The organism is Erwinia artemisiae (assembly GCF_051400835.1).
Classification (GTDB): domain Bacteria; phylum Pseudomonadota; class Gammaproteobacteria; order Enterobacterales; family Enterobacteriaceae; genus Erwinia; species Erwinia aeris.
Genome location: NZ_JBLFFM010000003.1, coordinates 77,285 through 104,078 on the forward strand (window position 1 = coordinate 77,285; position 26,794 = coordinate 104,078).

24 protein-coding genes and 2 tRNA genes are annotated in these 26,794 nt (G+C 57.9%); 9 read left to right on the top strand and 17 right to left on the bottom strand.

The window, feature by feature from the left end; all coding sequences use genetic code 11:
* Positions 1-24: 24 nt before the first annotated feature.
* The gene (gene rlmD / locus ACMGEE_RS08240) at positions 25-1,341 is read right to left on the bottom strand and encodes a 23S rRNA (uracil(1939)-C(5))-methyltransferase RlmD (protein WP_301252640.1); all 1,317 of its coding nucleotides are present in this window, start codon (positions 1,339-1,341) and stop codon (positions 25-27) included.
* Positions 1,342-1,427: 86 nt separating this feature from the next.
* On the opposite strand from rlmD, the gene barA reads away from it, so the two are divergent.
* Positions 1,428-4,169, top strand: a complete 2,742-nt coding sequence (gene barA, locus ACMGEE_RS08245; RefSeq protein ID WP_436829879.1) for a two-component sensor histidine kinase BarA — start codon at positions 1,428-1,430, stop codon at positions 4,167-4,169.
* Between the two features lie 169 nt (positions 4,170-4,338).
* On the opposite strand, the gene ACMGEE_RS08250 is transcribed toward barA, so the two are convergent.
* The 6 genes from ACMGEE_RS08250 to ACMGEE_RS08275 all read right to left on the bottom strand — a co-directional run bounded on the left by ACMGEE_RS08250 (position 4,339) and on the right by ACMGEE_RS08275 (position 11,284).
* A complete protein-coding gene (locus ACMGEE_RS08250; protein ID WP_301730113.1) occupies positions 4,339-5,481 on the bottom strand; it encodes a glycerate kinase in 1,143 nt (380 codons plus the stop codon).
* A gap of 62 nt (positions 5,482-5,543) precedes the next feature.
* Entirely contained in the window at positions 5,544-6,425 is an 882-nt protein-coding gene (garR, locus tag ACMGEE_RS08255) for a 2-hydroxy-3-oxopropionate reductase (protein WP_253458835.1), read from the bottom strand.
* 21 nt (positions 6,426-6,446) lie between these two features.
* Entirely contained in the window at positions 6,447-7,217 is a 771-nt protein-coding gene (gene garL / locus ACMGEE_RS08260; protein ID WP_253458833.1) for a 2-dehydro-3-deoxyglucarate aldolase, read from the bottom strand.
* A gap of 20 nt (positions 7,218-7,237) precedes the next feature.
* Positions 7,238-8,572, bottom strand: coding sequence for a glucarate dehydratase (gene gudD / locus ACMGEE_RS08265; protein ID WP_301252642.1), 1,335 nt, complete (start codon positions 8,570-8,572; stop codon positions 7,238-7,240).
* Between the two features lie 21 nt (positions 8,573-8,593).
* The gene (locus ACMGEE_RS08270; RefSeq protein ID WP_253458827.1) at positions 8,594-9,931 is read right to left on the bottom strand and encodes a glucarate dehydratase family protein; all 1,338 of its coding nucleotides are present in this window, start codon (positions 9,929-9,931) and stop codon (positions 8,594-8,596) included.
* Between the two features lie 9 nt (positions 9,932-9,940).
* Positions 9,941-11,284, bottom strand: a complete 1,344-nt coding sequence (locus ACMGEE_RS08275) for an MFS transporter (RefSeq protein ID WP_253458824.1) — start codon at positions 11,282-11,284, stop codon at positions 9,941-9,943.
* Positions 11,285-11,783: 499 nt separating this feature from the next.
* On the opposite strand from ACMGEE_RS08275, the gene garD reads away from it, so the two are divergent.
* Positions 11,784-13,343: a galactarate dehydratase gene (gene garD, locus ACMGEE_RS08280; RefSeq protein ID WP_301252643.1), complete on the top strand. Its 1,560-nt coding sequence runs from the start codon at positions 11,784-11,786 to the stop codon at positions 13,341-13,343.
* A gap of 37 nt (positions 13,344-13,380) precedes the next feature.
* On the opposite strand, the gene ACMGEE_RS08285 is transcribed toward garD, so the two are convergent.
* From ACMGEE_RS08285 to syd, 4 genes are all read right to left on the bottom strand, one after another.
* Positions 13,381-13,830 carry a flavodoxin gene (locus ACMGEE_RS08285; RefSeq protein WP_301730103.1) on the bottom strand — a complete coding sequence of 150 codons (450 nt, stop codon included), beginning with the start codon at positions 13,828-13,830 and terminating at the stop codon, positions 13,381-13,383.
* 2 nt (positions 13,831-13,832) lie between these two features.
* Positions 13,833-14,627 (bottom strand): tRNA pseudouridine(65) synthase TruC, encoded by a 795-nt coding sequence (gene truC / locus ACMGEE_RS08290; protein WP_301730101.1) that lies wholly within the window; start codon positions 14,625-14,627, stop codon positions 13,833-13,835.
* Positions 14,627-14,953, bottom strand: coding sequence for a YqcC family protein (locus ACMGEE_RS08295; RefSeq protein ID WP_253458816.1), 327 nt, complete (start codon positions 14,951-14,953; stop codon positions 14,627-14,629). Before ACMGEE_RS08295 ends, truC begins: the two co-directional genes overlap by 1 nt.
* 565 nt (positions 14,954-15,518) lie before the next feature.
* Complete coding sequence (gene syd, locus ACMGEE_RS08300) at positions 15,519-16,073, bottom strand: SecY-interacting protein (RefSeq protein ID WP_253458814.1); 555 nt, start codon at positions 16,071-16,073, stop codon at positions 15,519-15,521.
* Between the two features lie 125 nt (positions 16,074-16,198).
* Here syd and queF point away from each other — a divergent pair, with 125 nt between their 5' ends.
* From queF to xni, 3 genes are all read left to right on the top strand, one after another.
* On the top strand, positions 16,199-17,041 hold the full coding sequence (queF, locus tag ACMGEE_RS08305; protein WP_253458812.1) for an NADPH-dependent 7-cyano-7-deazaguanine reductase QueF: 843 nt from the start codon (positions 16,199-16,201) through the stop codon (positions 17,039-17,041).
* 178 nt (positions 17,042-17,219) lie between these two features.
* On the top strand, positions 17,220-18,578 hold the full coding sequence (gene ppnN, locus ACMGEE_RS08310; protein WP_436829880.1) for a nucleotide 5'-monophosphate nucleosidase PpnN: 1,359 nt from the start codon (positions 17,220-17,222) through the stop codon (positions 18,576-18,578).
* Between the two features lie 39 nt (positions 18,579-18,617).
* The gene (gene xni / locus ACMGEE_RS08315) at positions 18,618-19,370 is read left to right on the top strand and encodes a flap endonuclease Xni (RefSeq protein WP_436829881.1); all 753 of its coding nucleotides are present in this window, start codon (positions 18,618-18,620) and stop codon (positions 19,368-19,370) included.
* Positions 19,371-19,467: 97 nt separating this feature from the next.
* Here xni and rlmM read toward each other — a convergent pair whose 3' ends face one another.
* The 4 genes from rlmM to ACMGEE_RS08335 form a co-directional block, all read right to left on the bottom strand.
* The gene (gene rlmM, locus ACMGEE_RS08320) at positions 19,468-20,568 is read right to left on the bottom strand and encodes a 23S rRNA (cytidine(2498)-2'-O)-methyltransferase RlmM (RefSeq protein ID WP_301730100.1); all 1,101 of its coding nucleotides are present in this window, start codon (positions 20,566-20,568) and stop codon (positions 19,468-19,470) included.
* The gene (locus ACMGEE_RS08325; protein WP_253458802.1) at positions 20,561-20,956 is read right to left on the bottom strand and encodes a DUF423 domain-containing protein; all 396 of its coding nucleotides are present in this window, start codon (positions 20,954-20,956) and stop codon (positions 20,561-20,563) included. The genes rlmM and ACMGEE_RS08325 overlap by 8 nt, the downstream gene beginning before the upstream one ends.
* A gap of 57 nt (positions 20,957-21,013) precedes the next feature.
* On the bottom strand, positions 21,014-21,928 hold the full coding sequence (locus ACMGEE_RS08330; protein WP_125287404.1) for a transcriptional regulator GcvA: 915 nt from the start codon (positions 21,926-21,928) through the stop codon (positions 21,014-21,016).
* Between the two features lie 338 nt (positions 21,929-22,266).
* Complete coding sequence (locus ACMGEE_RS08335; RefSeq protein ID WP_253458800.1) at positions 22,267-22,491, bottom strand: YgdI/YgdR family lipoprotein; 225 nt, start codon at positions 22,489-22,491, stop codon at positions 22,267-22,269.
* Positions 22,492-22,715: 224 nt separating this feature from the next.
* Between ACMGEE_RS08335 and csdA the strand changes: the two genes are divergently transcribed.
* Together csdA and csdE are read left to right on the top strand one after the other, a co-directional pair.
* A complete protein-coding gene (gene csdA / locus ACMGEE_RS08340; RefSeq protein ID WP_370734701.1) occupies positions 22,716-23,921 on the top strand; it encodes a cysteine desulfurase CsdA in 1,206 nt (401 codons plus the stop codon).
* Positions 23,922-23,923: 2 nt separating this feature from the next.
* A complete protein-coding gene (gene csdE / locus ACMGEE_RS08345) occupies positions 23,924-24,367 on the top strand; it encodes a cysteine desulfurase sulfur acceptor subunit CsdE (protein WP_301730098.1) in 444 nt (147 codons plus the stop codon).
* A 17-nt stretch (positions 24,368-24,384) separates the two neighbouring features.
* Here csdE and tcdA read toward each other — a convergent pair whose 3' ends face one another.
* Together tcdA and mltA are read right to left on the bottom strand one after the other, a co-directional pair.
* A complete protein-coding gene (gene tcdA, locus ACMGEE_RS08350) occupies positions 24,385-25,185 on the bottom strand; it encodes a tRNA cyclic N6-threonylcarbamoyladenosine(37) synthase TcdA (RefSeq protein ID WP_253458794.1) in 801 nt (266 codons plus the stop codon).
* 52 nt (positions 25,186-25,237) lie between these two features.
* The gene (gene mltA / locus ACMGEE_RS08355; protein WP_253458791.1) at positions 25,238-26,380 is read right to left on the bottom strand and encodes a murein transglycosylase A; all 1,143 of its coding nucleotides are present in this window, start codon (positions 26,378-26,380) and stop codon (positions 25,238-25,240) included.
* A 203-nt stretch (positions 26,381-26,583) separates the two neighbouring features.
* On the opposite strand from mltA, the gene ACMGEE_RS08360 reads away from it, so the two are divergent.
* Both ACMGEE_RS08360 and ACMGEE_RS08365 read left to right on the top strand, forming a co-directional pair.
* Positions 26,584-26,660, top strand: a tRNA-Met gene (locus tag ACMGEE_RS08360).
* Positions 26,661-26,717: 57 nt separating this feature from the next.
* Positions 26,718-26,794: transfer RNA gene (locus tag ACMGEE_RS08365), tRNA-Met, on the top strand.

Sequence of the window (26,794 nt, forward strand, 5' to 3'; positions counted from 1 at the left end):
CTCTCCAAACCTCCTTCCGGGAAGCTATTTTCGGCTGAATAACACCATGGATTCGACGTGCCCGGTATGCGGAAACATATCAAGCAGGGTAATCCTTTCTGGTCGATAGCCGGCAGCCAGGAAAATCTGGCTGTCCCGGGCAAGTGTAGTCGGATTACAGGAAACATAGACCACGCTTTCCGGCGCAAGTTTAATAATGTGAGGGATCGCTTCTGCCGCGCCAGCGCGGGCCGGATCCAGCAGTACCTTATTAAAACCTTCCGCCGCCCAGGGCTGCGCCGTCACTTCTTCTTCCAGGTTATGCTGATAAAATGCAATGTTATTCAGATTATTCAGGCCCGCATTATACGCACCCTTTGCCACTAATGCTGCAACCCCCTCCACACCGGTGACATTTTCCACCCGCTTTCCTGAAGGAAGCGTAAAGTTTCCCATGCCGCAGAACAGATCCAGCAGGCGGTCGGTGGGCTGCAAATCCAGCCACGCCATCGCCTGAGCCACCATCTGCTGATTCAGCTCGCCGTTGACCTGAATAAAGTCGCGCGGGCTGAACGTCAGCGTCAGGCCGTCGAGCTGATAGAACGGCATCTCGCCAGCAATCTGCTCCAGCGTTTCGCTGTCCGGCGCCAGAAAAAGCGCGACCTGCTGGCTATGCGAAAACCGTTCCAGTTTCTCTCTGTCCGCCGCGCTGAGCGGATCGAGATGGCGCAGCACCAGCAGCGGGCCGTTGTCCGCCAGTACCAGCTCGGCATGGCCCAGCCTTCTTACGGCCTGCAGGCTGCTTAGTACCTGGTGCAACGGCTGCAGCAGTGCATCAAGTTCGGGCTTCAAAACGGGGCATTGCGTAATGGCGACCAGCTCGCTGGAGGCGGCCTGGCGAAAGCCCATTTGCAGCGTCTGGCTGCGCGCATGATAGTGCAGACCCAGACGAGCGCGGCGGCGGTAGCCGTAAGCGCTGCCGGCGATAATATTCTCCACCGCCACCGGCTCGCCAATTTGCTGGCTCAGCAGGCGCGACAGCGCTTTGGCCTTGCTGCGCTGCTGTAGCTCGGGCGAAGCGTGCTGCTGCTGGCAGCCGCCGCAGCGGCCAAAGTAAGGACAGGCTGGCGCAACCCGTTCCGGGCTGGTCGACAGAAGCCGTTTTGTCCTGGCCCGCGCCCAGCTGCGTTTCTCTTCCACGATTTCTACTTCCGCCTGCTCGCCGGGCAGCGCGCCGCTGACAAACAGCGTTTTGCCATGATGGTGCGCCACGCCCTGGCCGGAGCCGTCAAGGTCAGTAACCGTCACGGTCATGATCTGGCGGGTCGTCACGCGCCGTTTTGCAGAGTAGAATTGCGCCATTACTTTTGTCTCGACAGTGGTTAAACCCGCGTAGCCTACACCAGCATCAGGATTAATTCGACTGGCGACGGCGCCACAGGATAATTATGACCAAATACAGCCTGCGGGCACGAATGATGATCTTGATTCTGGCGCCTACGCTGATGATTGGGCTGCTGCTGAGCACGTTTTTTATCGTGCATCGCTATAACGAACTGCAGCACCAGCTGGTGGATGCCGGCATCAATATTATCGAACCGCTGGCGGTTTCCAGCGAATACGGCATGACGTTCCACAGCAAAGAGGCGGTGCGGCAGCTGGTCAGCCTGCTCCACCGTCGCCATTCCGATATCGTGCGCGCCATTACCGTTTTCGACGCGCAGAATCAGCTTTTTGTCACGTCCAACTATCACGCCAGCGCCGACAAGCTGCGTCTGCCGGCAGACGCGACCTTCTCTACCCCCTTCAGCTATCAGCGGCTGGGCAATTCGGTCATTTTGCGCACGCCCATTTTATCGGAAAGCTATTATCCCGATGAGTCGCCGGTCGAGGACGCCAAACCCAACGGCAATCCGTTGGGCTATGTCGCCATTGAACTGGATCTGCAGTCGGTGCGGCTGCAGCAGTATAAAGAAGTTTTTGTTTCCACCCTGCTGCTGCTGCTCTGCCTTTGCCTGGCCATGCTGTTCGCCTATCGTCTGATGCGCGACGTCACCGGCCCGATCCGCGATATGGTCAATACCGTCGATCGTATTCGACGCGGCCAGCTGGACAGCCGCGTCACGGGCCATATGCTCGGCGAGCTGGATATGCTGAAAAACGGCATTAACTCAATGGCGATGTCGCTGACCGCCTATCACGAAGAGATGCAGCAAAATATCGATCAGGCGACGTCCGATCTGCGCGAAACCCTGGAACAGATGGAGATCCAGAACGTCGAGCTGGATCTGGCTAAAAAACGTGCCCAGGAGGCCGCGCGAATTAAGTCGGAGTTCCTGGCGAATATGTCGCACGAGCTGCGCACGCCGCTTAACGGCGTAATTGGCTTTACCCGCCAGACGCTGAAAACGCCGCTGAATATTACGCAGCGCGACTATCTGCATACCATTGAGCGTTCGGCCAACAACCTGCTGAGCATCATTAACGACGTGCTGGATTTCTCCAAGCTGGAGGCGGGCAAGCTGGTGCTGGAAACCATCCCGTTCCCGCTGCGCGCCACCCTGGATGAAGTCGTCGTCCTGCTGGCGCCGTCCGCACATGAAAAAGGGCTGGAGCTGACGCTGAGCATTCAGTCCGACGTGCCCGACAACACCATCGGCGATCCGCTACGCCTACAGCAAATCATCGTCAACCTGTTGGGCAATGCGATTAAGTTTACCGAACACGGCAACATCGATATCTGCATTGAGAAGCGCTCCCAGAGCAACAACCGCGTTGACCTTGAGGTGCAGATCCACGATACCGGCATCGGCATCGCTGAAAAGCAGCAGTCGCAGCTGTTCCAGGCTTTCCGCCAGGCCGACGCCAGCATTTCCCGACGCCATGGCGGCACCGGGCTGGGGCTGGTGATTACGCAAAAGCTGGTTAACGAAATGGGCGGCGAGATCTCTTTTCATAGCCGGTTGAATCAGGGCTCCACCTTCTGGTTTCACGTCAATCTGGCGCTGAACCCGAATGCCGCTCAGGATCCGCGCGCCGTAGCCTGTCTGGAAGGCAAAACGCTGGCTTATATAGAGGCGAATCCGGCCGCCGCGCAGGCCACGCTGGCGCTGCTGGCCAGCACGCCGCTGGCCGTCAGCTATAGCCCAACGCTTGCCGGGCTGCCGCAGGCGCATTACGACACGCTGCTGATTGGTTTGCCGGTCAGCCAGGAACCTTCGCGGCAGCTGCCCTGGCAGGCACTGCCCGCGCTTGAGCGTGCAGATAATGTGATTATGGCTCTGCCCTGCCAGATGCAGACCTGGGCGGAAGAGCTGAAAGATAAAGGCGTCAGTGCCTGCCTGCTGAAGCCGGTTTCGCTGTCGCGGCTGCTGCCGGTGCTGCTCGATCACCATACCCGCGAAGAAAACGATCTGCCCCGCCGCCACAAGCTGCCGCTGACGGTGATGGCCGTCGATGACAATCCGGCGAACCTGAAGCTGATCGGCGCTCTGCTGGAGGAACAGGTTGAACGGGTGGTGCTGTGCGACAGCGCGATGATGGCGATCCAGCAGGCGAAAACCCAGCCGCTGGACGTTATCCTGATGGATATTCAGATGCCGGAAATTGACGGCATTCGTGCCAGCGAGCTGATCCGCGAGCTGCCTGCGCACGCCTCCACGCCGATTGTCGCCGTGACGGCGCATACGCTGGATGGCGAAAGAGCGCAGCTGATTAAGGCGGGCATGAACGATTATCTGGCCAAGCCTATCGACGAGGCCAGGCTGGAAAACCTGCTGCTGCGCTATGCGCCGCACAAAGCGCAGCCTCTTGCCGCGCCGGGCACGCTTTCTGCCTCTCTGGACTGGGATCTGGCGCTGCGTCAGGCGGCCAACAAGCCCGATCTGGCGCGCGATCTGCTGCAAATGCTGGTGGATTTCCTGCCTGAAGTGCAGAAACAGGTTGAAAGCCATATGGCGGAAGGCGACGTCGGGGCGCTGCGCGATATCATTCATAAACTGCACGGCAGCGCCAGCTACAGCGGCGTTCCCCGCATGAAGCAGCTGTGCCAGCAGCTGGAGCAAAGCCTGCGCGGCGGCATGCCCGTTGAAGACGTCGAGCCGGAGCTGTTTGAACTACTGGACGAGATGCAAAACGTCGCCCGGCTGGCGCAGGAAAAGCTGACGAGGGTAGCGGGCAAGGGACGCTGAGGCCAGGCGTCGCGCCAGCAAGGAAAACACAACGGCCCGGCCTGAGAGAAAACCAGCGGAGCAGCAGGCCGATGCAAAAGGCTTGTTGTTACAGAAGCCCTGTTTGCTCTCAGACTGTACCGGGCGCGCTTGCCCATCCGGCCACGGCAAACAAAACGTAGTGAACGAGTCAGGAAAGTTTCTGGCCAATCGCCAGCGCGGCGGCGATGTTCCGTGCCGTCATGCGCACGTTATCCGCCGCATTTTCCAGCGCGTCGTCCAGCGTACAAATGCTGTAAATAACGCTGAATACCGCATCCAGACCGTGCTGATGCACGACCGCGACATCTTTGGTCAGGCTGCCCGCGATGCCGATAACCGGCTTGTTATAGCGCTTGGCGACTTTCGCTACTCCGATCGGCACTTTGCCGTGAATGGTCTGGCTGTCAATGCGCCCTTCGCCGGTGATCACCAGCGTGGCGTCCCGCACCAGCTCGTCCAGCCCCAGCGCCTCGGTCACGATTTCAATGCCGCGCCGCAGTTCCGCGCCGCAAAAAGCGTGCAGCGCCACGCCCATCCCGCCTGCCGCGCCGCCGCCGGGGATCGACAGCACGTCGATATCCAGATCCCGCCGGATAATCCGGGCATAGTGCGCCAGCGCGTTATCCAGCTGTTCCACCAGCTCCGGCGTAGCCCCTTTCTGCGGGCCGAACACGGCGGAAGCGCCCTCTTCGCCCAGCAGCGGATTGGTGACGTCGCAGGCAACCTCAAAACGGCAGTTTTTGATCCGCGCATCCAGTTCGCTGATGTCTATCGTCGCCAGATCGTTAAGCCTGCCGCCGCCTAAACCGATTTGTCTGCCCTGGCTGTCGAGCAGTTTTGCGCCCAGCGCCTGCACCATACCCGCGCCGCCGTCATTGGTTGCGCTGCCGCCGATGCCGATAATAAAACGCTGTACGCCCTTATCCAGCGCGCTGCGGATCAGTTCGCCGGTGCCAAAAGAGGTGGTGATCAGCGGATCGCGCCGCGCCGCAGGCACCAGTTCCAGCCCGCTGGCCGCCGCCATTTCGATATAGGCGCAGCTGTCGTCACCGGAAAGACCGTAAAAGGCGTCGACCTCTTCGCCCAGCGGGCCGGTGACGCGCAGGCGTACGGTTTTGCCGCCCGTCGCCGCCACCATCGCCTCGACCGTGCCTTCGCCGCCGTCCGCGACGGGCAGTTTGACATACTGAGCTTCGGGGAATATTTCCCTGAATCCCTGCTCGATTTGCGTGGCGACCTGCTGAGCCGACAGGCTTTCTTTATACGAATCCGGTGCGATTACTATTTTCATACGTTAATCCGTGCGCGGGGCCGGGAAGGTTCCGGCCTGGATCAGCAGGCCGGACCACGGGACTATTTGATTTCGACTTTCGCCAGTTTTTCGTAATAGCAGGCCAGCGCGCTGTGATCGGCCGTGCCCAGCCCGTCAGCTTTCAGCGCCTGCATCATTTCCATTACCGCCGCCGTGAGCGGCAGCTGCGCGCCTACGCCGTGCGACGTATCCAGGGCGTTAGCCAGATCTTTAATATGCAAATCGATACGAAAACCCGGCTTGAAGTTGCGGTTCATCACCATTGGCGCTTTGGCATCCAGCACCGTGCTGCCCGCCAGGCCGCCGCGTATCGCCTGGTAGACCAGATCCGGGTTGACGCCCGCTTTGGTCGCCAGCGTCAGCGCTTCCGCCATTGCCGCGATATTCAACGCAACAATCACCTGGTTAGCCAGCTTGGTCACGTTGCCCGCGCCAATCTCGCCGGTGTGAACCACCGAGCCTGCCATCGCTTTCATAATATCGTAGCACTTATCGAACAGCTCTTTGTCGCCGCCGACCATCACCGAAAGCGTGCCGTCGATGGCTTTAGGTTCGCCGCCGCTGACCGGCGCATCCAGCAGCGCGACGCTTTTTTTCGCCAGCGCTTCATGAATTTCACGGCTCGCCAGCGGCGCGATGGAGCTCATATCGATCACGATAGTGCCCGCCTTCGCGCCTTCGATTACGCCACCTTCGCCCAGCAGCACTTCTTTCACGTGCGGCGAGTTGGGCAGCATGGTGATAATCACGTCGCTCTGCTCCGCCACCGCTTTTGCCGAATCGCCGGACGTCGCGCCCAGCGCAACCAGCTCCGCCACGCTTTCCGCATTGTGATCGCGCACCACCAGCGAGTAGCCGGCCTTAATTAAGTTTTTGCTCATGGGCTTGCCCATGATACCCAGACCTATAAATCCGATTTTCATCTTTGTCTCCTGAACAGTGGGTTATTTTTTAAAGCGATCGCACAGGGCCTGCGTGGCGCCACGGAATACGCCTAAATCGCTGCCTACCGCAACAAAACCGGCGCCCCATTCCAGATAGCGGCGGGCATCGGCCTCCACCGGGGCCAGAATGCCGCTCGGCTTGCCGGCCGCTTTGGCGCGCTCAAAGATATATTTGATCACCTTCAGCACTTCCGGATGGGCGGGCTGCCCCAGGTAGCCCAGCGCGGCCGAGAGATCGCCCGGCCCGACGAAAATGCCGTCCACGCCTTCTACCGCCGCGATAGCGTCAATGTTATCCACGCCCTGCTGCGTTTCGATCTGCACCAGCACGGTGATGTTGTCGTTGATGATGGTGTTGTACTGCGGCACGGTGCCGTACATATTGCTGCGGTGCGAAACCGATACGCCGCGAATGCCCATCGGCGGATAGCGGGTGGAGGCCACCGCGCGCACCGCTTCCTCTTCCGTTTCGACAAACGGGATCAGGAAGTTGGAAAAACCGATATCCAGCAGGCGCTTGATGATGACCGGCTCGTTGGTCGGCGGCCGCACCACCGGCGCGCTGACGCTGCCCTTCAGCGCCATCAGCTGCGGAATAAAAGTGGTGATGTCGTTCGGCGCATGTTCGCCATCCAGCACCAGCCAGTCGAAGCCTGCCAGTCCTAACACTTCCGTGGTCAGCGGGTTAGCCAGCGCACACCAGCTGCCGATTAAGGTTTCGCCTGCCAGCAGGCGCTGACGAAAGCTGTTCGGCGTATTTACGTAGCTCATCGGTTTCTCCAGAAATTGGGTTAGCGCACCAGGCATGGGCGTTTGTTATCAAACGTCCAGTCCGGCACCAGGAATTGCATAGCCTGCGCGTCGTCGCGCGCGCCCAGACCGTGTTTCAGGTAAAGCTCGTGCGCTTTCATAACGCGATCCATATCCAGCTCTACGCCCAGGCCCGGCCTGTCCGGCACCTGTACCATGCCGCCCTTGATTTGCAAAGGCTGCTGCGTCAGGCGCTGGTTGCCTTCCTGCCAGATCCAGTGGGTATCGATAGCGGTGATTTTGCCGGGTGCCGCCGCCGCAACGTGGGTAAACATCGCCAGCGAAACGTCAAAATGGTTATTGGAGTGGGAGCCCCAGGTCAGGCCGAAGTCATGACACATCTGCGCAACGCGTACGGAACCCTGCATCGTCCAGAAGTGCGGATCCGCCAGCGGAATGTCGACGGACTGCAAAGAGAGCGTGTGCCCCATCTGACGCCAGTCGGTGGCAATCATATTGGTGGCCGTTGGCATGCCCGTCGCGCGACGGAACTCGGCCATCACTTCGCGACCGGAATAGCCCTGCTCCGCGCCGCAAGGATCTTCGGCGTAGGCCAGCACATCTTTCAGCTGCTTGCCCAGCTCGATCGCTTCGTTGAGCGACCAGGCGCCGTTAGGATCGAGCGTAATGCGCGCCTCGGGAAAACGCTTCGCCAGCGCGGTCACCGCTTCGGCCTCTTCGCTCCCGGCCAGCACGCCGCCTTTCAGTTTGAAATCGTTGAAGCCATATTTTTCATAGGCGGCTTCCGCCAGGCGCACCACGGTTTCAGGCGTCAGCGCCTCTTCATGACGCAGGCGATACCAGTCGCAGCTGTCGTCCGGCTGGCTCTGATAAGGCAGCGAGGTTTTTCGGCGATCGCCGACGTAAAAGAGATAGCCCAGCATTTCCACGCGATCGCGCTGCTGCCCATCGCCCAGCAGGGAGGCAACGTTGACGCCAAGGTGCTGGCCCAGCAGGTCCAGCAGCGCCGCTTCGATGCCGGTCACCACGTGGATAGTGGTACGCAAATCGAAAGTCTGGTTGCCGCGCCCGCTCGCATCGCGATCGGCAAAGGTGTTGCGCACGTGGCTCAGCAGATTTTTATATTCGCCAATGCCGTGGCCGACCAGCAGCGCCGCCGCTTCTTCCAGCGTCTTGCGAATTTTTTCGCCGCCGGGAATTTCACCGACGCCCGTGTGGCCGGAATTATCTTTAATGATAACGATATTACGGGTAAAGAATGGCGCGTGGGCGCCGCTGAGGTTCAGCAACATGCTGTCGTGACCGGCGACCGGGATGACCTGCATTTCTGTGATCAGTGGAGTAGCCTGACTCATAACGTATTCCTTCTGTAAGGTTCAGCGCCCAAAGGCCGGGCGTTTGCGATCGAATGTCCAGCCGGGGATCAGGTATTGCATGGCGGCGGCATCATTGCGCGCGCCGCCGGGCAGCGTTTTATAAAGCGCGTGGGCTTTTTCAATTTGCGCCCAGTCCAGCTCAATGCCCAGCCCCGGCGCGTCCGGCACGGCGATCTTGCCGTTGCGGATCTGCAAAGGTTCTTTGGTCAGGCGCTGATCGCCTTCCTGCCAGATCCAGTGGGTATCAATGGCCGTCGGCTTGCCCGGCGCGGCGGCGCCCACGTGCGTAAACATCGCCAGCGAAATATCGAAGTGGTTATTGGAATGGCAGCCCCAGGTCAGCCCCCAGTCGTCGCACAGCTGGGCGACACGCACCGCACCGCTCAGCGTCCAGAAGTGCGGATCGGCCAGCGGAATATCGACGGCGTTCAGCATTACGGCATGGTTCATTTCCCGCCAGTTAGTGGCGATCATATTGGTGGCAACCGGCAGGCCGGTCGCGCGGCGGAATTCCGCCATTACCTCACGGCCCGAAAAGCCCTGCTCCGCGCCGCACGGATCTTCCGCATAGGTCAGAATGCCCTGCATGTCTTTACACAGCGCGATAGCTTCATCAAGCAGCCAGGCACCGTTGGGATCGACGGTGATGCGCGCTTCGGGAAAACGTTTTTTCATCGCTTTCACCGCGTCGATCTCCTGCTCGCCCGGCAGCACGCCGCCTTTGAGCTTGAAATCCTTGAAGCCATATTTATCCTGCGCGGCTTCCGCCAGCCGCACCACGGCCTCGCTGTCCATCGCCTTCTGATGACGCAGGCGATACCAGTCGTGCGGGGCGTTCTCGCCGTTCAGGTAAGGAAGATCGGTTTTTTCCCGGTCGCCGATATAGAACAGATACCCCAGCACCGTCACTTCATCACGCTGTTTGCCCGGCCCCAGCAGTTCCGCGACCGGTACGTTCAGGCACTGTCCCAGCAGATCCAGCAGCGCCGCTTCCAGCGCGGCCACCGCGTTGACGCGCAGTTCAAACGTCCACGCGCCTTTGCCGAAGTTATCAAAATCCGCCGACTGGTTGCCCCGATGCACCTCCTGCACCAGCCGGTTCATCCTGGCGACTTCCCGCCCTTTGACCTGGGGGACGGCATCCAGCAGCGTCTGGTAAATCGTCTCGCCGCCCGGCGCTTCTCCCACGCCGGTGTGTCCGGCGCTGTCGGTCAGCACCACGATATTGCGGGTAAAGTAAGCGCCGTGCGCGCCGCCGATATTCAGCAACATGCTGTCGTATCCCGCTACCGGGATCACTTTCATATCGGTGATCGTCGGGCTGCTTTGCGTCGTCATAACTCGTCCTTACAAAGGTTTCAGTTCAATACGCTTGATATCGCGTACCAGCACCAGGTAGCTCATTACCGCGACAAACGCATGAATACAAACGTAAATCAGCGCGCCGTTATAGGAGCCGGTCGTGGCGATGATGTAACCGATCACCACCGGCGTGACGATGCCGGAAATGTTGCCGAACATATTGAACAGCCCGCCGCTAAGCCCGCTGATCTCTTTCGGCGCGGTATCCGCCATCACCGCCCAGCCCAGCGCACCAATCCCTTTGCCGAAGAAAGCCAGCGCCATAAAGAACACCACCACCCATTCCGTATCGACGTAGTTACAGACCACCATGGTGATAGAAAGCAGCATGCCGAGAACGATTGGGGTTTTACGGGCGATATTCAGCGAGCCGGTTTTACGCATCAGCCAGTCGGAAATAATGCCGCCCAGCACGCCGCCCAGGAAACCGCAGATGGCCGGAATCGACGCCACCATGCCGGCCTTCAGAATGGACATGCCGCGCGCCTGCACCAGATAAACCGGGAACCAGGTGATAAAGAAGTAGGTTAAGGCGTTAATGCAGTACTGACCCAGGTAGATACCTATCATCATTCTTGAGGTAATCAGCTGCTTTATCTGCGCTTTTTTCTCCGCCCAGCTGACCTTACGCTCGGCTTTTTTCATATCCATATTAATCAGCGCGCCGCCCTGCTCCATATATTCCAGCTCGGCTTTATTGACGCCCGGATGGTCGTTCGGATCGTGGATCACTTTGAGCCAGATAAAGCTGATGATGATGCCCAGCCCGCCCATAAACCAGAACACGTGCGCCCAGCCGACTTCGGAGGTAAGCCAGCCCATGATCGGCGCGAAGATCACCGTGGCGAAGTACTGCGCCGAGTTAAAAATAGCGACGGCGGTGCCGCGCTCCTGCGCGGGGAACCAGGCGGCGACGATGCGGCTGTTGCCGGGAAAAGAAGGCGCTTCCGCCAGGCCGACCATAAACCTGAGCATAAACAGCGTGACGATAATGCTGAAGCCGCTGAGCAGATCGACAAAGCCCTGCAACAGCGTGAACAGCGACCACAGGAAGATGCTCCAGAAATAGACGCGCTTTGAGCCGAACCGGTCCAGCAGCCAGCCGCCGGGGATCTGCCCTATTACGTAAGCCCATGAGAAAGCGGAGAAGATATAGCCCAGCCCGACCGGATCCAGCCCGATGTCTTTCGACATTGCCGAACCGGCGATAGCGATAGTGGCGCGGTCGCCATAATTAAATGAGGTGACGATAAATAGCATCACCACTATCCAGTAGCGAGCATTAGTTCTTTTTTGCACGGTGCTCGCAGCACTGCTGATTGAATCCATGATGCACTCCTGAAATATAGCGGTCAGGCAAACTCACTCTGGACTGCATACACATCGCGTTGGGTATCAGAATGATGTCAGGTTAAACACAGCGATTAAGTGGCAGAATAATCACAACGTTCAAAGCTCTCGTCCCGTTTGTTAAAAAGTATAGGGAGGCCACTCAGGTAAAGCACCGGTAAAAAGCACTATTAAAACGGGAAAAACCCAGAGATGTTCTTGCATATGCCCAATTCGTTGCGGAGTGGCTCACGGAAACAGCGGGTTCTGCGGGCGCGGTCACGTTCCCTTTTTCTTTGTGAGCCTCCTCACTGTCGCCTGTACTCTTGCCTGAAAATACGCTGATTGTTACCGCGCCATGTCGGACATTTGCATAATGTTTTCGGCCTGAAGCCTCTCTATACTGTCCAACAGCAGAATAATTCCACCCGAAAACGCTTCTCACCCACCTTTAAAATAAAGAACGTGCCGATTCATTTATCTCAGGACTTGTCGAGCAATGAACATTTCCAGAAACGATCTTCCCCTTTATATAAAGGTGCATGAAAACGATAACGTCGCCATTGTTGTAAATAATAATGGATTAAAGGCTGGTACGACTTTTTCATGCGGACTGGTACTAAAAGAACATATTCCCCAGGGACATAAAGTTGCATTAAACGATATTGCGCAAGGCGGCGATATTATTCGCTATGGCGAAGTGATTGGTTATGCGGTGCGCGATATTCCTCGCGGCGGCTGGATTGACGAGTCGCTGGTGGTGTTGCCGGAAGCGCCGGATCTCGCCAGCCTGCCGCTGGCCAACAATGTGCCGCCCGCCCTGCCGCCGCTTGAAGGCTACACCTTTGAAGGCTATCGCAACGCCGACGGCAGCGTGGGCACGCGCAACCTGCTGGGGATTACTACCAGCGTGCACTGCGTGGCGGGCGTGGTCGATTACGTGGTGCAGATTATTGAGCGTGAATTGCTGCCAAAATATCCTAACGTCGATGGCGTGGTGGCGCTGAATCACCTTTACGGCTGCGGCGTGGCGATCAACGCGCCGGCCGCCGTGGTGCCGATCCGTACCATTCACAACCTGGCGCTGAACGCCAACTTCGGCGGCGAAGTAATGATTGTCGGCCTGGGCTGTGAGAAACTTCAGCCCGAGCGCCTGCTGGAAGGCACGCCCGACGTACAGGCGATTTCGCTGGATGATAATGACGTGGTGCGCCTACAGGATGAGAAGCATGTTGGCTTTGAATCTATGGTTGCCGATATTTTGCAGGTTGCCGAACGCCATCTGCAACGCCTGAACCAGCGCCAGCGTGAAACGGTACCGGCAGCGGAACTGATCGTCGGTATGCAGTGCGGCGGCAGCGATGCCTTTTCCGGCGTAACCGCCAACCCGGCGGTAGGTTTCGCTTCCGATCTGCTGGTGCGCTGCGGCGCGACGGTGATGTTCTCCGAGGTGACCGAAGTGCGCGATGCGGTGCATCTGCTGACGCCGCGCGTGGCGACACAAGAAGTCGGCCAGCGGCTGCTGGAAGAGATGGCCTGGTACGATGACTATCTGAATATGGGCAAAACCGATCGCAGCGCTAACCCTTCGCCCGGCAACAAGAAAGGCGGGCTGGCGAACGTGGTGGAAAAGGCGCTGGGTTCTATCGCCAAATCGGGCCGCAGCGCTATCGTTGAGGTGCTGTCGCCAGGCCAGCGCCCCACCAAACGCGGCCTGATCTATGCCGCCACACCCGCCAGTGATTTCGTCTGCGGCACGCAGCAGATGGCTTCCGGCATTACTTTGCAGGTGTTTACTACAGGACGCGGCACGCCTTACGGCCTGGCGGCTATCCCCGTAATCAAAATGGCGACGCGCAACGCGCTGGCGGAAAGATGGCATGACTTAATGGATATCAATGCGGGGACGATTGCGACGGGCGAGGAAACCATAGAACAGGTAGGCTGGCGGCTGTTTGAGCTGATCCTGGATATCGCCAGCGGCCGGAAACAAACCTGGTCCGACCGCTGGGGGATCCGTAACTCGCTGGCGGTATTCAATCCGGCACCGGTTACCTGATGCTGCGGGCCTTCCCTTTAAGGCGAAGGCCCGGCTATTAATCCAGCTGCTTCAGCCAGGCTTCAACCCACGGCGAAGAAAGCGTTTCAGGCTCCGGATAGTCGTTAGCATCGATCAGCAGTACATCGCCGACCCGCTTCGCCGAGTGCTCCTGCAACAGCGCATCGAACTTTTTCCCCGCGCCGCAGAAATCATCGTAGTTGCTGTCGCCCAGCGCAATCACGCCGTAGCGCAGAGTGGGCTGATGGCCCAGCTTGTCTTTGATAGCATAAAACAGCGGCGTGATGCTGTCCGGCAGATCGCCCTGAGCCGTGGTCGAGGTGATCACCAATGCCACGCCGTCGGCGTAACGCTGCCACTGTTCAAGCGTGGGATCTTCAAAAATTTCCACCTGATGACCGGCATCCGTCAATAAAGGCTCCGCCTCTTCCGCCACCAGCAGCGCGTTACCGTAAACCGTTCCTACAAAAATGCCTATTTGCGCCATGCTTATCTCCTCGTTGCCTGGTCTGAACCGCTATCCTGCAGGCAAGATGCCGCAAACTCAACCCTGGGAAGATTGGGGAGAGCGTCTTCCCAGCCAAACTGCGCCATCATTCCCTGCCAGACCGAGTCCAGACCCGCGCGCAGCAGCAAAGGCTCGCCCGTTACCGGATGCGTCAGCCGCAGTTCGCTGGCGTGCAGCATCAGCCGCGTCATGCCGAAGTGCTGTGCCGCGCTGCGATTCTGCCGCAGATCGCCGTGCGCGCTGTCGCCGATAATCGGATGGCGCAGATGGGTCATATGCCGACGCAGCTGGTGCTTGCGGCCCGTCTGCGGCTTCAGCTCCATCAGCGTATAGCGCGAGGTATCGTACCGGCTGACCGGCACCGGCAGCTCCGCTTTATCCAGCGCGCGCCAGTGGGTCACGGCAGGCTGCGGTTCCTTATTCTGCTCGCTGAACTTGTCAGCGATCTTATCCAGCTCTTCAGTTAATGCGTAATCCAGCGTTTCTTCGCCATCCAGCCAGCCTCTGACCACGGCATGATAGGTTTTTTGCAGCTGGTGCTGCTCAAACTGCTGCGAAAGCAGGCGGGCGACCTCGCTGGATAAGCCCATCAACAGCACGCCCGACGTGGGGCGATCGAGCCGATGAACGGTAAATACGTGCTGGCCTATCTGATCGCGCACGGTTTGCATCACGAAAACGCTTTCATGCCTGTCGAGCCAGCTGCGGTGCACCAGCCAGCCTGAGGGTTTATTCACCGCGACCAGCCACTCGTCCTGATAAAGGATCTCCAGCATCAGGCGTCGTGCTCGAACAGTTGATCAAGCTGGTTCAGCATGTGCAGCAGATTGGCGCGGCCCGGAATAGCACCTTCCAGCGCCACTTCATAATAAGGGGCGATAGCCAGCTTTACCGGCAAAGCAGACTGCGCATCCAGCAGCGCCTGCATACGCGGCAGGAAAACCCACTGTAGCCACTGGATCGGCATCATGGTATCTACGCAAAAAGGCTCGGTGCTTTCAAACGCCTCGGCGTTTGGCGCGCAGTTTTGCCACAGCCCGGCGTCATGTAAGGCCTGCTCAATAGCCTGCAGGCGATTGCGGATTTCAAGTTCCCGGCTCATCTAAGCTCTCCTGGTCAGTTTTAAAGGGTCGCAAGCATAGCATTACCGCCGACAACGGGATAAGTATGGACGAAAAAAAGGGAGCACTGTAAAAACAGTGCTCCCGGTTCGTTCGCAGCAATCCAGCTACTTTTAGTGCTCCCTGCTCATCCCTGATAACTTTGTCCTGCAGTTTTCCCTACACTTTCACCGTCAATGGCGATGTCCCTGAGCATCCTGGCTTACCGCTCTCCGGCAGTACGTTTCTCCTTCCCGGAGGTGTCCCTTTTTCTCACTCCTGAGATATCTTGCGCAGATCTGAAGTCCTTAGAGGTGCTTTCAGTCTACCGACCGGCTTGTTCCTTAAGCCACCATCCCTTGCGACAGGATCAAGTTTGCCTTAATGAACCTGACAAACAATAGGCTGAAAACTTTTTTTTGACCCCGGCAGGTTTTTTTACGAAAAGAGTTATAACAACTTTATGATTTGCTTTGCTTTTACCGGAGAAAACGCCTTTTTTTCTTAAGATATAAAAGCGATCTCTTACAGACTCTGTAAGAGATCTCTCACAAGATAAATGACGCTTTACCTTAAGGGATCAATAATCGGTAAAGAAACAAGGAATTGCTCCAGGTTCGCGGCCAGTACCGTCTGCTTTTTAGTACCCAGCTTTTCCAGAATCACTTCCCCGCTCAAATTACATACGGAAATGATTTCCAGCTCGGATGGTGTGGTAGCAATAAAAAACGTAGGCGAATGTTTAAGACGGCGCTTCATAACCAGATGGCCGATCAAGTTTTCCTGCATACGCTCGAAATCGTCTTCGCTCCATATTTGCAGCAGCGTGCAGGGCTGGCCGTTGACCAGCGTCTTCATATCGCCTGCAAACTGCGAGGTGTACCAGGCAACGACGGCAGGCTGAATTTGTAAATCGAGCGCGCGCTCTACGTTTTCCAGGTTTTTGGCGAGGGTAAAGGGCTGCGGCAGCCACCAGACCTCATCGCCAACGGTTTGCTGCACGCAGGGCGAGGGAACGCCATACAGCTCGCTGCTGGCGGGCGGATGACCGCATTCGCTGACCCACCGGTCGCAATAGTTGCGGGTAAAATCAGCCAGGGCGCGGGAGGTTTCATCAATCATTCTTTTTTCACTCTCTGGTGCCTGAGTTACACTAAGGCTATACGTTTTTAGTTGCGTCGCCCGGGCCTTCCCGGCCGCAGACGATTGACCACTTCACCTGTCATATCAGGCTATAAGGTAATGCAATGTCTTCAGATACACATCAGGCGCTGAGCGGCCTGACGTTAGGAAAACCTACAGAGTACCACGACCAGTATCAGCCTTCTTTGCTCCAGGCGGTGCCAAGAAGCATGAACCGTGAGCCGCTGGGGCTTTATCCTGACAGTTTGCCCTTCCACGGCGCCGATATCTGGACGCTGTACGAACTCTCCTGGCTGAATGCCAAAGGCCTGCCGCAGGTGGCGATTGGCGAAGTCAGCCTGGATGCCCACAGCGTTAACCTGATCGAGTCCAAGAGCTTTAAGCTCTATCTTAACAGCTTTAATCAGACCCGCTTTGGTGACTGGGGCGAAGTCCGGGCGACGCTGGAGCGCGACCTCAGCGCCTGCGCGCAGGGCGAGGTCAGCGTTGCGCTGTTCCGGCTGCGGGAAATTGAAGGCCAGCCGATAGGCCACTTCAGCGGCCACTGCATTGACGAGCAGGATATTGAGATCGACAGCTATACCTTCAGCACCGACTATCTCCAGCAGGCCACGCAGCCGGAAGTAGTGGAAGAAAAACTGGTGAGCCATCTGCTGAAGTCCAACTGTCTGATCACCAACCAGCCGGACTGGGGTTCAGTGCAAATCAGCTATCGCGGCCCGCGTATCCAGCGTGAGGCGCTGCTGCGCTACCTGGTGTCGTTCCGGCACCATAACGAATTTCATGAGCAGTGCGTTGAGCGCATTTTCAATGATATCTTGCGCTTCTGCCAGCCGGAAAGCCTGAGCGTTTATGCCCGCTATACCCGTCGCGGCGGCCTGGATATCAATCCCTGGCGCAGCAACGGCGCATTTAAACCCGGCCTGTCCAGGCTGGTACGCCAGTAGCACTTTGCGTACCGTCGCGCATAAACGCACGATAACGTTGTTAACTGTTTGAGAAGAAGGCTAATCTGAAGCGGGCATCGGGTGCCCGGGAACATTTTTTCGCCGTCACGCTCGCCGTTTATCCGGCGGGCTTTTGATGGTGAGCGACCACCGCCCGGACGGGTGTAAAGGAGTTAATTTGATCACACATATCAGCCCATTAGGCTCCATGGATCTGTTGTCTCAACTGGAAGTCGATATGCTGAAGCGCACCGCCAGCAGCGACCTTTACCAACTCTTCCGCAACTGTTCCCTTGCCGTACTTAACTCCGGCAGCCAGACGGACAGCAGCCATGAACTGCTGTCGCGTTTTGAAAACTTTGACATCAACGTGCTGCGGCGCGAGCGCGGCGTCAAGCTGGAGCTGATTAATCCGCCGGAGGAAGCCTTTGTCGACGGTCGCATCATTCGCTCGCTACAGGCCAACCTGTTTGCCGTGCTGCGCGACATTCTGTTTGTAAATGGTCAGTTTGACAGCGGCTTTCAGCAGCAGGACGTGGATGACTCGGTGCGCATCACCAACCTGGTGTTTTCGCTGCTGCGTAACGCCAGGGCGCTGCACGTCGGCGAGCTGCCGAATACCGTGGTTTGCTGGGGCGGCCACTCGATCAACGCCGTGGAATATCAGTACTGCCGCAACGTCGGTTCGCAGCTGGGCCTGCGCGAGCTGAATATCTGTACCGGCTGCGGGCCGGGCGTTATGGAAGCGCCGATGAAAGGCGCCGCCGTGGGCCACGCGCAGCAGCGTTACAAAGAGAGCCGTTTTATCGGCCTGACCGAACCGTCGATCATTGCCGCCGAGCCGCCGAATCCGCTGGTCAACGAACTGATTATCATGCCGGACATTGAAAAACGTCTGGAAGCCTTTGTGCGTATCGCCCACGGCATCATTATTTTCCCGGGCGGCGTGGGTACGGCGGAAGAGCTGCTCTATCTGCTGGGCATCCTGATGAATCCGCAGAACCGCGATCAGGTGCTGCCGCTGATCCTCACCGGCCCGAAAGAGAGCGCCGATTACTTCCGCGTGCTGGATGAGTTTATCGTCAGCACGCTGGGCGAAGCCGCGCGTCAGCACTACACCATTATTATCGATGACGCGGCGGAAGTGGCGCGCCTGATGAAAAACGCTATGCCGAAGGTGAAAGAGCATCGGCGCGAGACGGGCGACGCCTATAGCTTTAACTGGTCAATCCGCATCGCGCCGAATTTGCAGGTGCCGTTTATGCCCACGCACGAAAATATGGCCAATCTTAATCTTTATCCCAATCAGCCTGCCGAACAGCTGGCGGCCTCGCTGCGCCGCGCGTTCTCCGGCATTGTGGCGGGCAACGTCAAGGAGCCTGGGATCAAAGCGATTAAGGAACAAGGCCCGTATAAGATACACGGCGATGCAGAAATCATGCGCCGCATGGACGATTTGTTACAGGGATTTGTTGCCCAGCACCGCATGAAGCTGCCGGGAACGGCCTACACCCCCTGCTACGAAATCATTAAGTAACCCTCAGCGGAGCGGCAGCCGTGCCGCTCAGTATCCACTATGACTATTCATCTGTTGATTATTGATGCGCTGAATCTGATTCGTCGCATCCACGCCGTGCAGGATTCTCCCTGCCAGGAAACCTGTATCCATGCTGTGCAACAGCTTATCCTGCACAGCAAGCCGACCCATGCGGTGGCGGTGTTTGACGACGACGATCGCCACGAAGGCTGGCGTCATCAGCGCCTGCCGGACTATAAAGCCGGACGCGCGCCCATGCCGGACACGTTAAAAACAGAGATGCCGCAGATCCGGGCGGCGTTTGAGGCGGCGGGCGTGGCCTGCTGGCACGCGCCGGGCGAAGAGGCGGACGATCTGGCCGCCACTCTGGCGGTAAAGGTTGCCGACAGCGGCCATCAGGCAACCATAGTGTCGACCGATAAGGGCTACTGCCAGCTGCTGGCGCCAAATATTCATATCCGCGACTACTTTCAGAAGCGCTGGCTGGATTTGCCGTTTATTGAAAAGGAGTTTGGCGTAGCGCCCGCGCAGCTGACGGATTACTGGGGGCTGGCCGGTATCAGCAGCAGTAAGATCCCAGGCGTGGCGGGCATTGGCGCGAAAAGCGCGGCAGAGCTGCTGCAAACCTACGGCTCGCTGGCGGCGATTTACGAGCGGCTGCCGGAAGTGGCGGATAAATGGCGCAAGAAGCTGGAGCAGCAGCAGGAGATGGCGCATCTCTGCCGCGAGGTGGCGACACTGAAAACCGATCTGCATCTGGCCGGCAACCTGAAGGATCTGCGGCTGCCGTAAAGGCAAGCGCGCGTCCCGGGCCTGACGTTGATAACGGACATAGCGGCAACTTCATTGCCGCCTGTCTTTTGACAGCGGTCTGCGGCCCGGACTCTCTTTAGCGCTCGTCGCGGCGTCCTGGCGTCGCGCCCCAGATGCGGCGAATATGCACGGTAACTTCTTCGCGATCGTGATAAAGCTGGCGCGCCTGAATTTGCGCGTTGATGCCGTTGGCCTTCAGCTTTTCGTCGATCATCGCCAGGTTTTGTGAGACTTCTTCATAGCGCTTTTTCATCGGCAGCTTGAGGTTGAAGATGGTTTCACGGCACCAGCCGTTCACCAGCCAGTCGGCCATCAGGTTAGCCACGCGTACCGGTTTTTCCACCATATCGCATACCAGCCAGTAGATGTTGCTGCGCGTCGGGCGATATTTAAAGCCGTCCTCGCGATGGTGGAAAACCTGCCCGGTATCCATCAGGCTCGGCGCCATCGGGCCGTTATCAACGGCGTGCACCATCATGCTGCGCTTCACCAGCTGATAAGTCCAGCCGCCGGGACAGGCGCCCAAATCGACCGCATAAAGGCCGCTGCCCAGGCGTTCTTCCCATTCGTCGGCCGGTACAAAAACGTGAAACGCTTCTTCCAGCTTTAACGTCGAGCGGCTTGGCGCGTCGGACGGGAACTTCAGCCGTGGAATGCCCATAAAGAACGGGGAGTTGTTCTGCGGCAGCGAGTAGCCGACGTAGCAGTAGCCCGGCGCGATAAAAAAGACGTGCACCACGGGACGCTTGTCGCTTTCGTAATTCAGCAGGATGCCCGCCGAGCGCAGGCTGGAACGCAGCGGCACGGTGAACTTGCGGCAGAATTTCAGCAGCTCTTTGCTCTCGTTAGTGTCCGGCACTTCAACCCGCAGCTCGCCGCCCTTTTCCACCACGCCGGTCAGCATCCCCGTCACCGGCGTGACGCGATCCTCAGGAGGCAAATCGCGCAGCAGCTCGCCCACGACGATCATCTGACGCGAAAAAATCAGCTCGCTGAAAGGCAGCTCGCGCAGCAGTTTTTCGGCGTCTTCAGGCTGATAGCATTCAAACAGCACGTAAGCGGAATCTTCCTTTACGCGCGCAAAGCCAAATACTTCTCTGGCTGCGGCTTTCGCGGTGATCTCCGCCGCGCACTCTTTTTCAAAGCCCTGACGGCAATAGAGTAAAACTTTATTCATGGCGTTCTGCCCTTTTCTTCAGACGCAGCGCGCCAATCAACATTAAAACCCAGCCAATCAGGAAGCAGAAGCCTCCTACCGGCGTAACGTAAACCCAAAGCTTAAGATGGGACAGCGCCAGACAGTAAAGGCTGCCGCTAAACAGTACGGTGCCCAGCGCCAGCAGCGCGCTGCTCCAGTAAAACCAGATATTGGCGCGGCTGCGCATCGCTGCCGCCAGGCCCAGGATCGCCAGCGTGTGGAAACCCTGATACTCCAGGCCGGTTTTCAGCCAGGCCATTTCGCCCGGCCCCAGTGACCGGCTTAATACATGAGCGCCAAATGCGCCCAGCATGACAAAAACAAACCCGCTGATGGCCGTAAAAATCAGCATTGCACGACTCGACATTCTTATCATCCTCTGAGACAGCACGCGCCGCCGCCCTGGCAACGCATGATTAAGGGTTCAGCTTTCGTAGCGGAAGCGGAATTTTTCCTGTTCGCTGGCTGCTTTTGCCAGGATCCACTGACGAAAGGCGGCTATTTTACCCAGTTCTGCCTGACTGTCATGACAAACCAGATAAAAAGCGTTTTTACTTACCAGCACGTCGTTAAAGGGACAGGCCAGCCTGCCCGCTTCTATCTCCGTTTGCGCCATCACGTTGTTCGCCAGCGCCACGCCCTGGCCGTGGATAGCCGCCTGTAAAACCATCGCGCTGTGGCTGAAAATAGGGCCGTGCTGCACGTTGATATTTACGCCCAGCTGGCGCGTATAGGCCTGCCAGTCGCGACGGGAAGCGTCATGCAGCAGCGTAAAGCGCGTCAGATCGGCAGGCGTTTTAAGAGGATTATCGCCGGTTAACAGCAAAGGTGAACAGACAGGCAGCAAATATTCGGCATAAAGTTTTTCCACCCGCAGGCCCGGCCAGTTGCCGCGCCCATAGAAAATAGCCACGTCTACGTCATCCGCCAGCTTCTCTTCTTCCCGATCGACGGCCTGGATACGCACGTCTATCCCCGGATAAGCTGAGTTAAAGCTGGACAGGCGCGGCACCAGCCATTGGATCGCAAAGCTGGGCAGCAGGCTGACGGTCAGCGCGCCCTTCGCGCTCCGTGCCTGAAGCTTGCGGGTAGCGTCGTTCAGCGCGGTGAAAATCTCTTTGATATCCAGGTAGTAGCTCTGGCCTTCCTCGGTAAGCAATAAGGAGCGGTTACGCCGCCGGAACAGCTTAAGGCCCAGAAAATCCTCCAGTGACTTGATCTGATGGCTTACCGCCGCCTGGGTCACAAAAAGCTCTTCTGCGGCCCGGGTAAAACTGAGATGACGTGCGGCAGCATCAAATACGCGCAGGGCATTTAAAGGAGGAAGACGTTTCGACATGATTACCGGTTACAGAATGTTGGCTTCGGACATAAGGCCGCTGACGCAGCTTTACGTATTAGTTTTTTTTATCCGAGCCATTATAATTTGTCCGTTGAGGATGCACCAGCAAATACCTATAGTTGCCGCACTTCCTGAGCCGGAACGAAAAGCAGTTTGAAATTGAAGCGCTTGCGCGGGGATTTTAGAAGGCTTTTGGCTTGTGGTCGTGATGTTGTGTTTGCAATTGATCTGCCTTTTGCAGATCGGGTAGTCCGACTACCGCTTTTAGATTTACCCTGTCTGTCCATAGAGATTTAATAGCACCGCAAATTGCGGTGCTTTTTTTTGCCTGAAACTTACTGGCCCATTTCAACCATTTCTTTTACGTCTGAACGGTTGATCTGCTGCTTGTTGCCGTTAGCATCTTTGTAGCTGATCATACCGGTATCGTCATCTACTACGGGTTTGCCGTCGGCGACGATGGTACGGCCATCATTGGTATGCATAACATAATTGCTTGAGCAGGCAGCCAGGGCAAAAGTCATGGCGCAGGCGGCCATAATAGCAGCAAATTTTTTCATCTTTATATCTCCTTGCAGATAGTAATGCGATAAACCACCCGCAATGCGCGATCCCGAGGCAAAAAGCGAGTAAATTGCCTGTCCTGAGAAAGCTTATTTGCGGGTAATAGTTTAAACCTTGCATAAATCAGGATAACTCGCTTTTCAGACATTGCCAGGAAAGCGCCTGTAATTCAGTTGGATTCGGTAAAAACCGCATCAATCCACCCTTATCCGAGGAGAACATGAGCATATTTTCGCCTGTTCATTTTCGCCAGCAGTTTCCCGCGCTGGACGAAGCCGGCATCTATCTTGACAGCGCGGCCACCACGCTGAAGCCAGCGGCGGTGATTGAAGCCACCCAGGCGTTCTACAGTCAGGGGGCCGGAACCGTGCATCGCAGCCAGTTTGCCGCCGCGCGTGCGCTAACCGACCGCTATGAAAATGCCCGTGGTCAGGTGGCGCGACTGCTGAATGCCCCGCTCGCCAGCAATATTGTCTGGACCAAAGGCACCACGGAAGCGATCAACCTGATCGCCCAGGGCTATTTTCGACCACGCCTGCGGCCAGGCGATGAGATCGTCGTCAGCGAAGCCGAGCATCACGCCAATCTGGTGCCATGGCTGATGGTGGCTGAGCAGACCGGCGCCAAAGTGGTGAAGTGGCCGATCGGCAAAGATTTGCTGCCCGGCATCGCGACGCTGGAAACCTTACTGAATGCGCGTACGCGGGTGCTGGCGCTTGGACAAATGTCCAACGTCACCGGTGGCTGCCCGGATTTAAGCAAGGCCGTCGCACTGGCGCATCGCGCGGGCGCAAAGGTGGTTATAGACGGCGCGCAAGGCGTGGCGCATCGGCCGCCCGACGTAGCAGCGCTGGATATCGACTTTTATGCTTTTTCCGCCCATAAGCTTTATGGGCCAATGGGGACAGGCGTGCTCTATAGCAAAACGGCGCTGCTGGAAGCGATGCAGCCCTGGCAGGGCGGCGGAAAAATGCTGACCACCGTCAGCTTTGACGGCTTTACGCCGCAGGCGGTGCCCTGGCGCTTTGAGGCAGGCACGCCCAACGTAGCGGGCGTCATCGGGCTGAGCGCGGCGCTGAGCTGGCTGGAAACAGTGGATATGGCGGCGGCAGAAAGCTGGAGCTGCGGGCTGGCCGACGTGGCGGAAGAGCGGCTGGCGGATCTGCCCGGCTTTCGCAGCTTCCGTGCCAGCGGCTCCAGCCTGCTCGCCTTTGATATCGCGGGCGTACACCACAGTGATATTGTTACGCTGCTGGCGGAAAGCGGCATCGCGCTGCGCGCCGGCCAGCACTGCGCCCAGCCGCTGCTACAGGCACTTGGCGTCAACGGCACCCTGCGCGCCTCTTTTGCGCCCTATAATACGCTTAACGATGTTGAAGCGCTGGTCAGCGCCATGACCACCGCACTGGAACTTTTGGCAGATTAACTATGACGACTTTACCGGCTCCGCACCCGTTCGGCACGCTGATTACCGCCGACGGCTTAAAACAGACTTTTTCCGCCTTTACGCAGTGGGAAGAACGCTATCGCCAGCTGATTTTGCTGGGAAAACAGCTGCCCGCGCTGGCGGAGGAGTGGAAAACGGCGGAAATCGAACTCAGCGGCTGTGAAAACCGCGTCTGGCTGGGACATAGACAGTCGCCCGACGGCAGCCTGCACTTTTACGGCGACAGCGAGGGCCGCATCGTGCGCGGACTGCTGGCGGTGCTGCTGGTCAGCGTGGAAGGAAAGCTGCCCGAAGAGATATTGCAGAGCGATCCGCTGGCGCTGTTTGATGACCTGGGGCTGCGCGATCAGCTCAGCGCCTCGCGCAGCGCCGGTCTGGCGGCACTGGCGACAGCGGTAGTGAAGGCGGCGAGCGAAGCGGGTTAAGCAAATCAGAAGCGGCGTCAGGCGCGCGCCGCTTTCGCCATCATTTTTTTCAGCACGTGGGAAACGGCCACGAAGCCGAAAGTGGCGGTGACCATCGTGGCCGCGCCGAAGCCGGAAGCGCAGTCCATCCGCTTTGGCCCTTCCGCCGTACTGCGTGAAGCGCAAACGGAACCGTCCGGCTGCGGATACATCAGCGCCTCGGTGGAAAACACGCAGTCAATACCCAGCTTGCCCTTGCTGTTTTTAACGATATTGAAATCGCTTTTTAACCGTTCGCGCAGCTTAGCCGCCAGCGGATCCTGAATCGTTTTCGCCAGATCCGCCACCTGGATCTGCGTGGGATCGATCTGACCGCCTGCGCCGCCGGTGGTAACCAGCGGGATTTTATTACGGCGGCACCAGGCCAGCAGCGCCGCTTTTGGCCGCACGCTGTCGATGGCGTCAATCACATAGGTAAAGCCGCCGCTCATCAGCTCAGCCGTATTTTCCGCAGTGATAAAGTCATCCACGCAGGTCACTTTGCATTCCGGGTTGATGGCCAGGATGCGTTGCGCCATTACCTCGGTTTTCGCCTGCCCTACTGTGCCTTTCAGCGCGTGGATCTGCCTGTTGGTATTGGTCACGCAGACATCGTCCATATCGATCAGCGTGATGGCGCCGATACCGGTGCGCGCCAGCGCTTCAGCGGCCCAGGAGCCTACGCCGCCAATGCCGATCACGCAGATATGCGCGTCGGCGAAAAGTTGCAGAGCAGACTGACCATATAAACGTGCCGTGCCGCCAAAGCGCTGTAGCCAGGCGTCGGAAAGAACCCTCATGATTTACCTCAACGTCGGAAACGGGCCGGAAACGCCGGCCCGTTGACCTTAATTATCGACTGACCAGCGCCGCACCGGCATTGCCATTTTGTGCCATAGAGAAAGGAGAAACGCCCGCGCCCGGCGCCGCTTTCAGCACCCAGACGCGACCGTAGTGGTTATACCAGCCTGCCATATGGCCCGCCTGCTCGCCGATACCCTGATAGATATCAAAGTGCTGGCCCTTAATAGCGCCGCCCACGTCGAGCGCCACCATCACGCGCATTTCATATTTGCCGTTGAACTTGCCTTTATCGTTCAGCAAAGGCACCTCCGCCAGCAGTACCGTGCCCGGCGGGATCAGCGAACGATCGGCGGCCACCGAGGCTTTGGCGATCAGCGGTACCGCGCTCGCGCCGCGTACCGGCGCAAACTCTTCCGGCTTAAAGAAGACAAAGGACGGGTTTTGCTCCAGCAGCTCGCGCACCTCGGCCGGGCTGTGGTTTTCGCCCCATTGGCGGATAGCCTGCATCGACATATCTTCGCGCTTCACTTCGCCGCGATCGATCAGCACCTTACCGATGCTGCGATAAGCATGGCCGTTCTTGCCGCCGTAGCCGAAGAAGGTCAAAGGACGGCCGTCGCCGTAGTCAACGTAGCCGCTGCCCTGCACGTCCATAATAAAGTTATCCATCAGCGAATTGCTGTAACCGATAACGTAACGTTCATCCAGGCCGCCGCTGTAGATTTCCGCTCGGCTTGGCAAACGGCGCTTGCCGCGCGGCGGCATGCGGTATAAAGGATACTGAAATTCGCCCTGGCGGGTGTAGCGGGCATGGATAACCGGCGTGTAGTAACCGGTAAACTGCACGTTGCCATAATTGTCGGTGCCTTCCATCTGATACGCATCCACGCCGTACTGGCGCAGCTGCCGCGTATCACCGCCCGCCATCAGCCAGCTTTTTAGCGCGCTGTAGGTTGAAAGCTGGCGGGAAAACATGGCTGGCGAAGCGGCCTGGATTTCCAGCAGCTGATCGGCAAAATCTTTGCCGTTAACGGGGCGCCCTTTGGCGTTAGGTTGATTAACCAGCCCCAGCGGCTGCTGCAGCTTGCCGTCCTTATACTGCTGGCCGCGATCGGTAGGTTTGGAGGAACATCCCGCAAGCAGGGCGATTAACGCCCCGGTGACCATATACTTTGCCCAACGTCCTTTCATTATTCTCTACCTTTATACGCAATTGCAGGCGAAGATAGCAAAGCGCCCCACAGATTAAAACGTCCTCGCCAAAAAGAAGCGTCGTTTTTGCACAACAATACAACAATCGGCTGACAAATTAAGCAGCAAGGGCGATTTCAGGCGTTAATTTGCAAAAAGGGGTTGCAACAAAATCGCCGGAGAGTATAGTGCGCATCCACGGACGCGGGATGGAGCAGCCTGGTAGCTCGTCGGGCTCATAACCCGAAGGTCGTCGGTTCAAATCCGGCTCCCGCAACCAATTCCCTCCGGGGAAAAGCAGTAAACCTGTCGTGATGGAAGCGCTAGGAAGTTCGGACGCGGGATGGAGCAGCCTGGTAGCTCGTCGGGCTCATAACCCGAAGGTCGTCGGTTCAAATCCGGCTCCCGCAACCA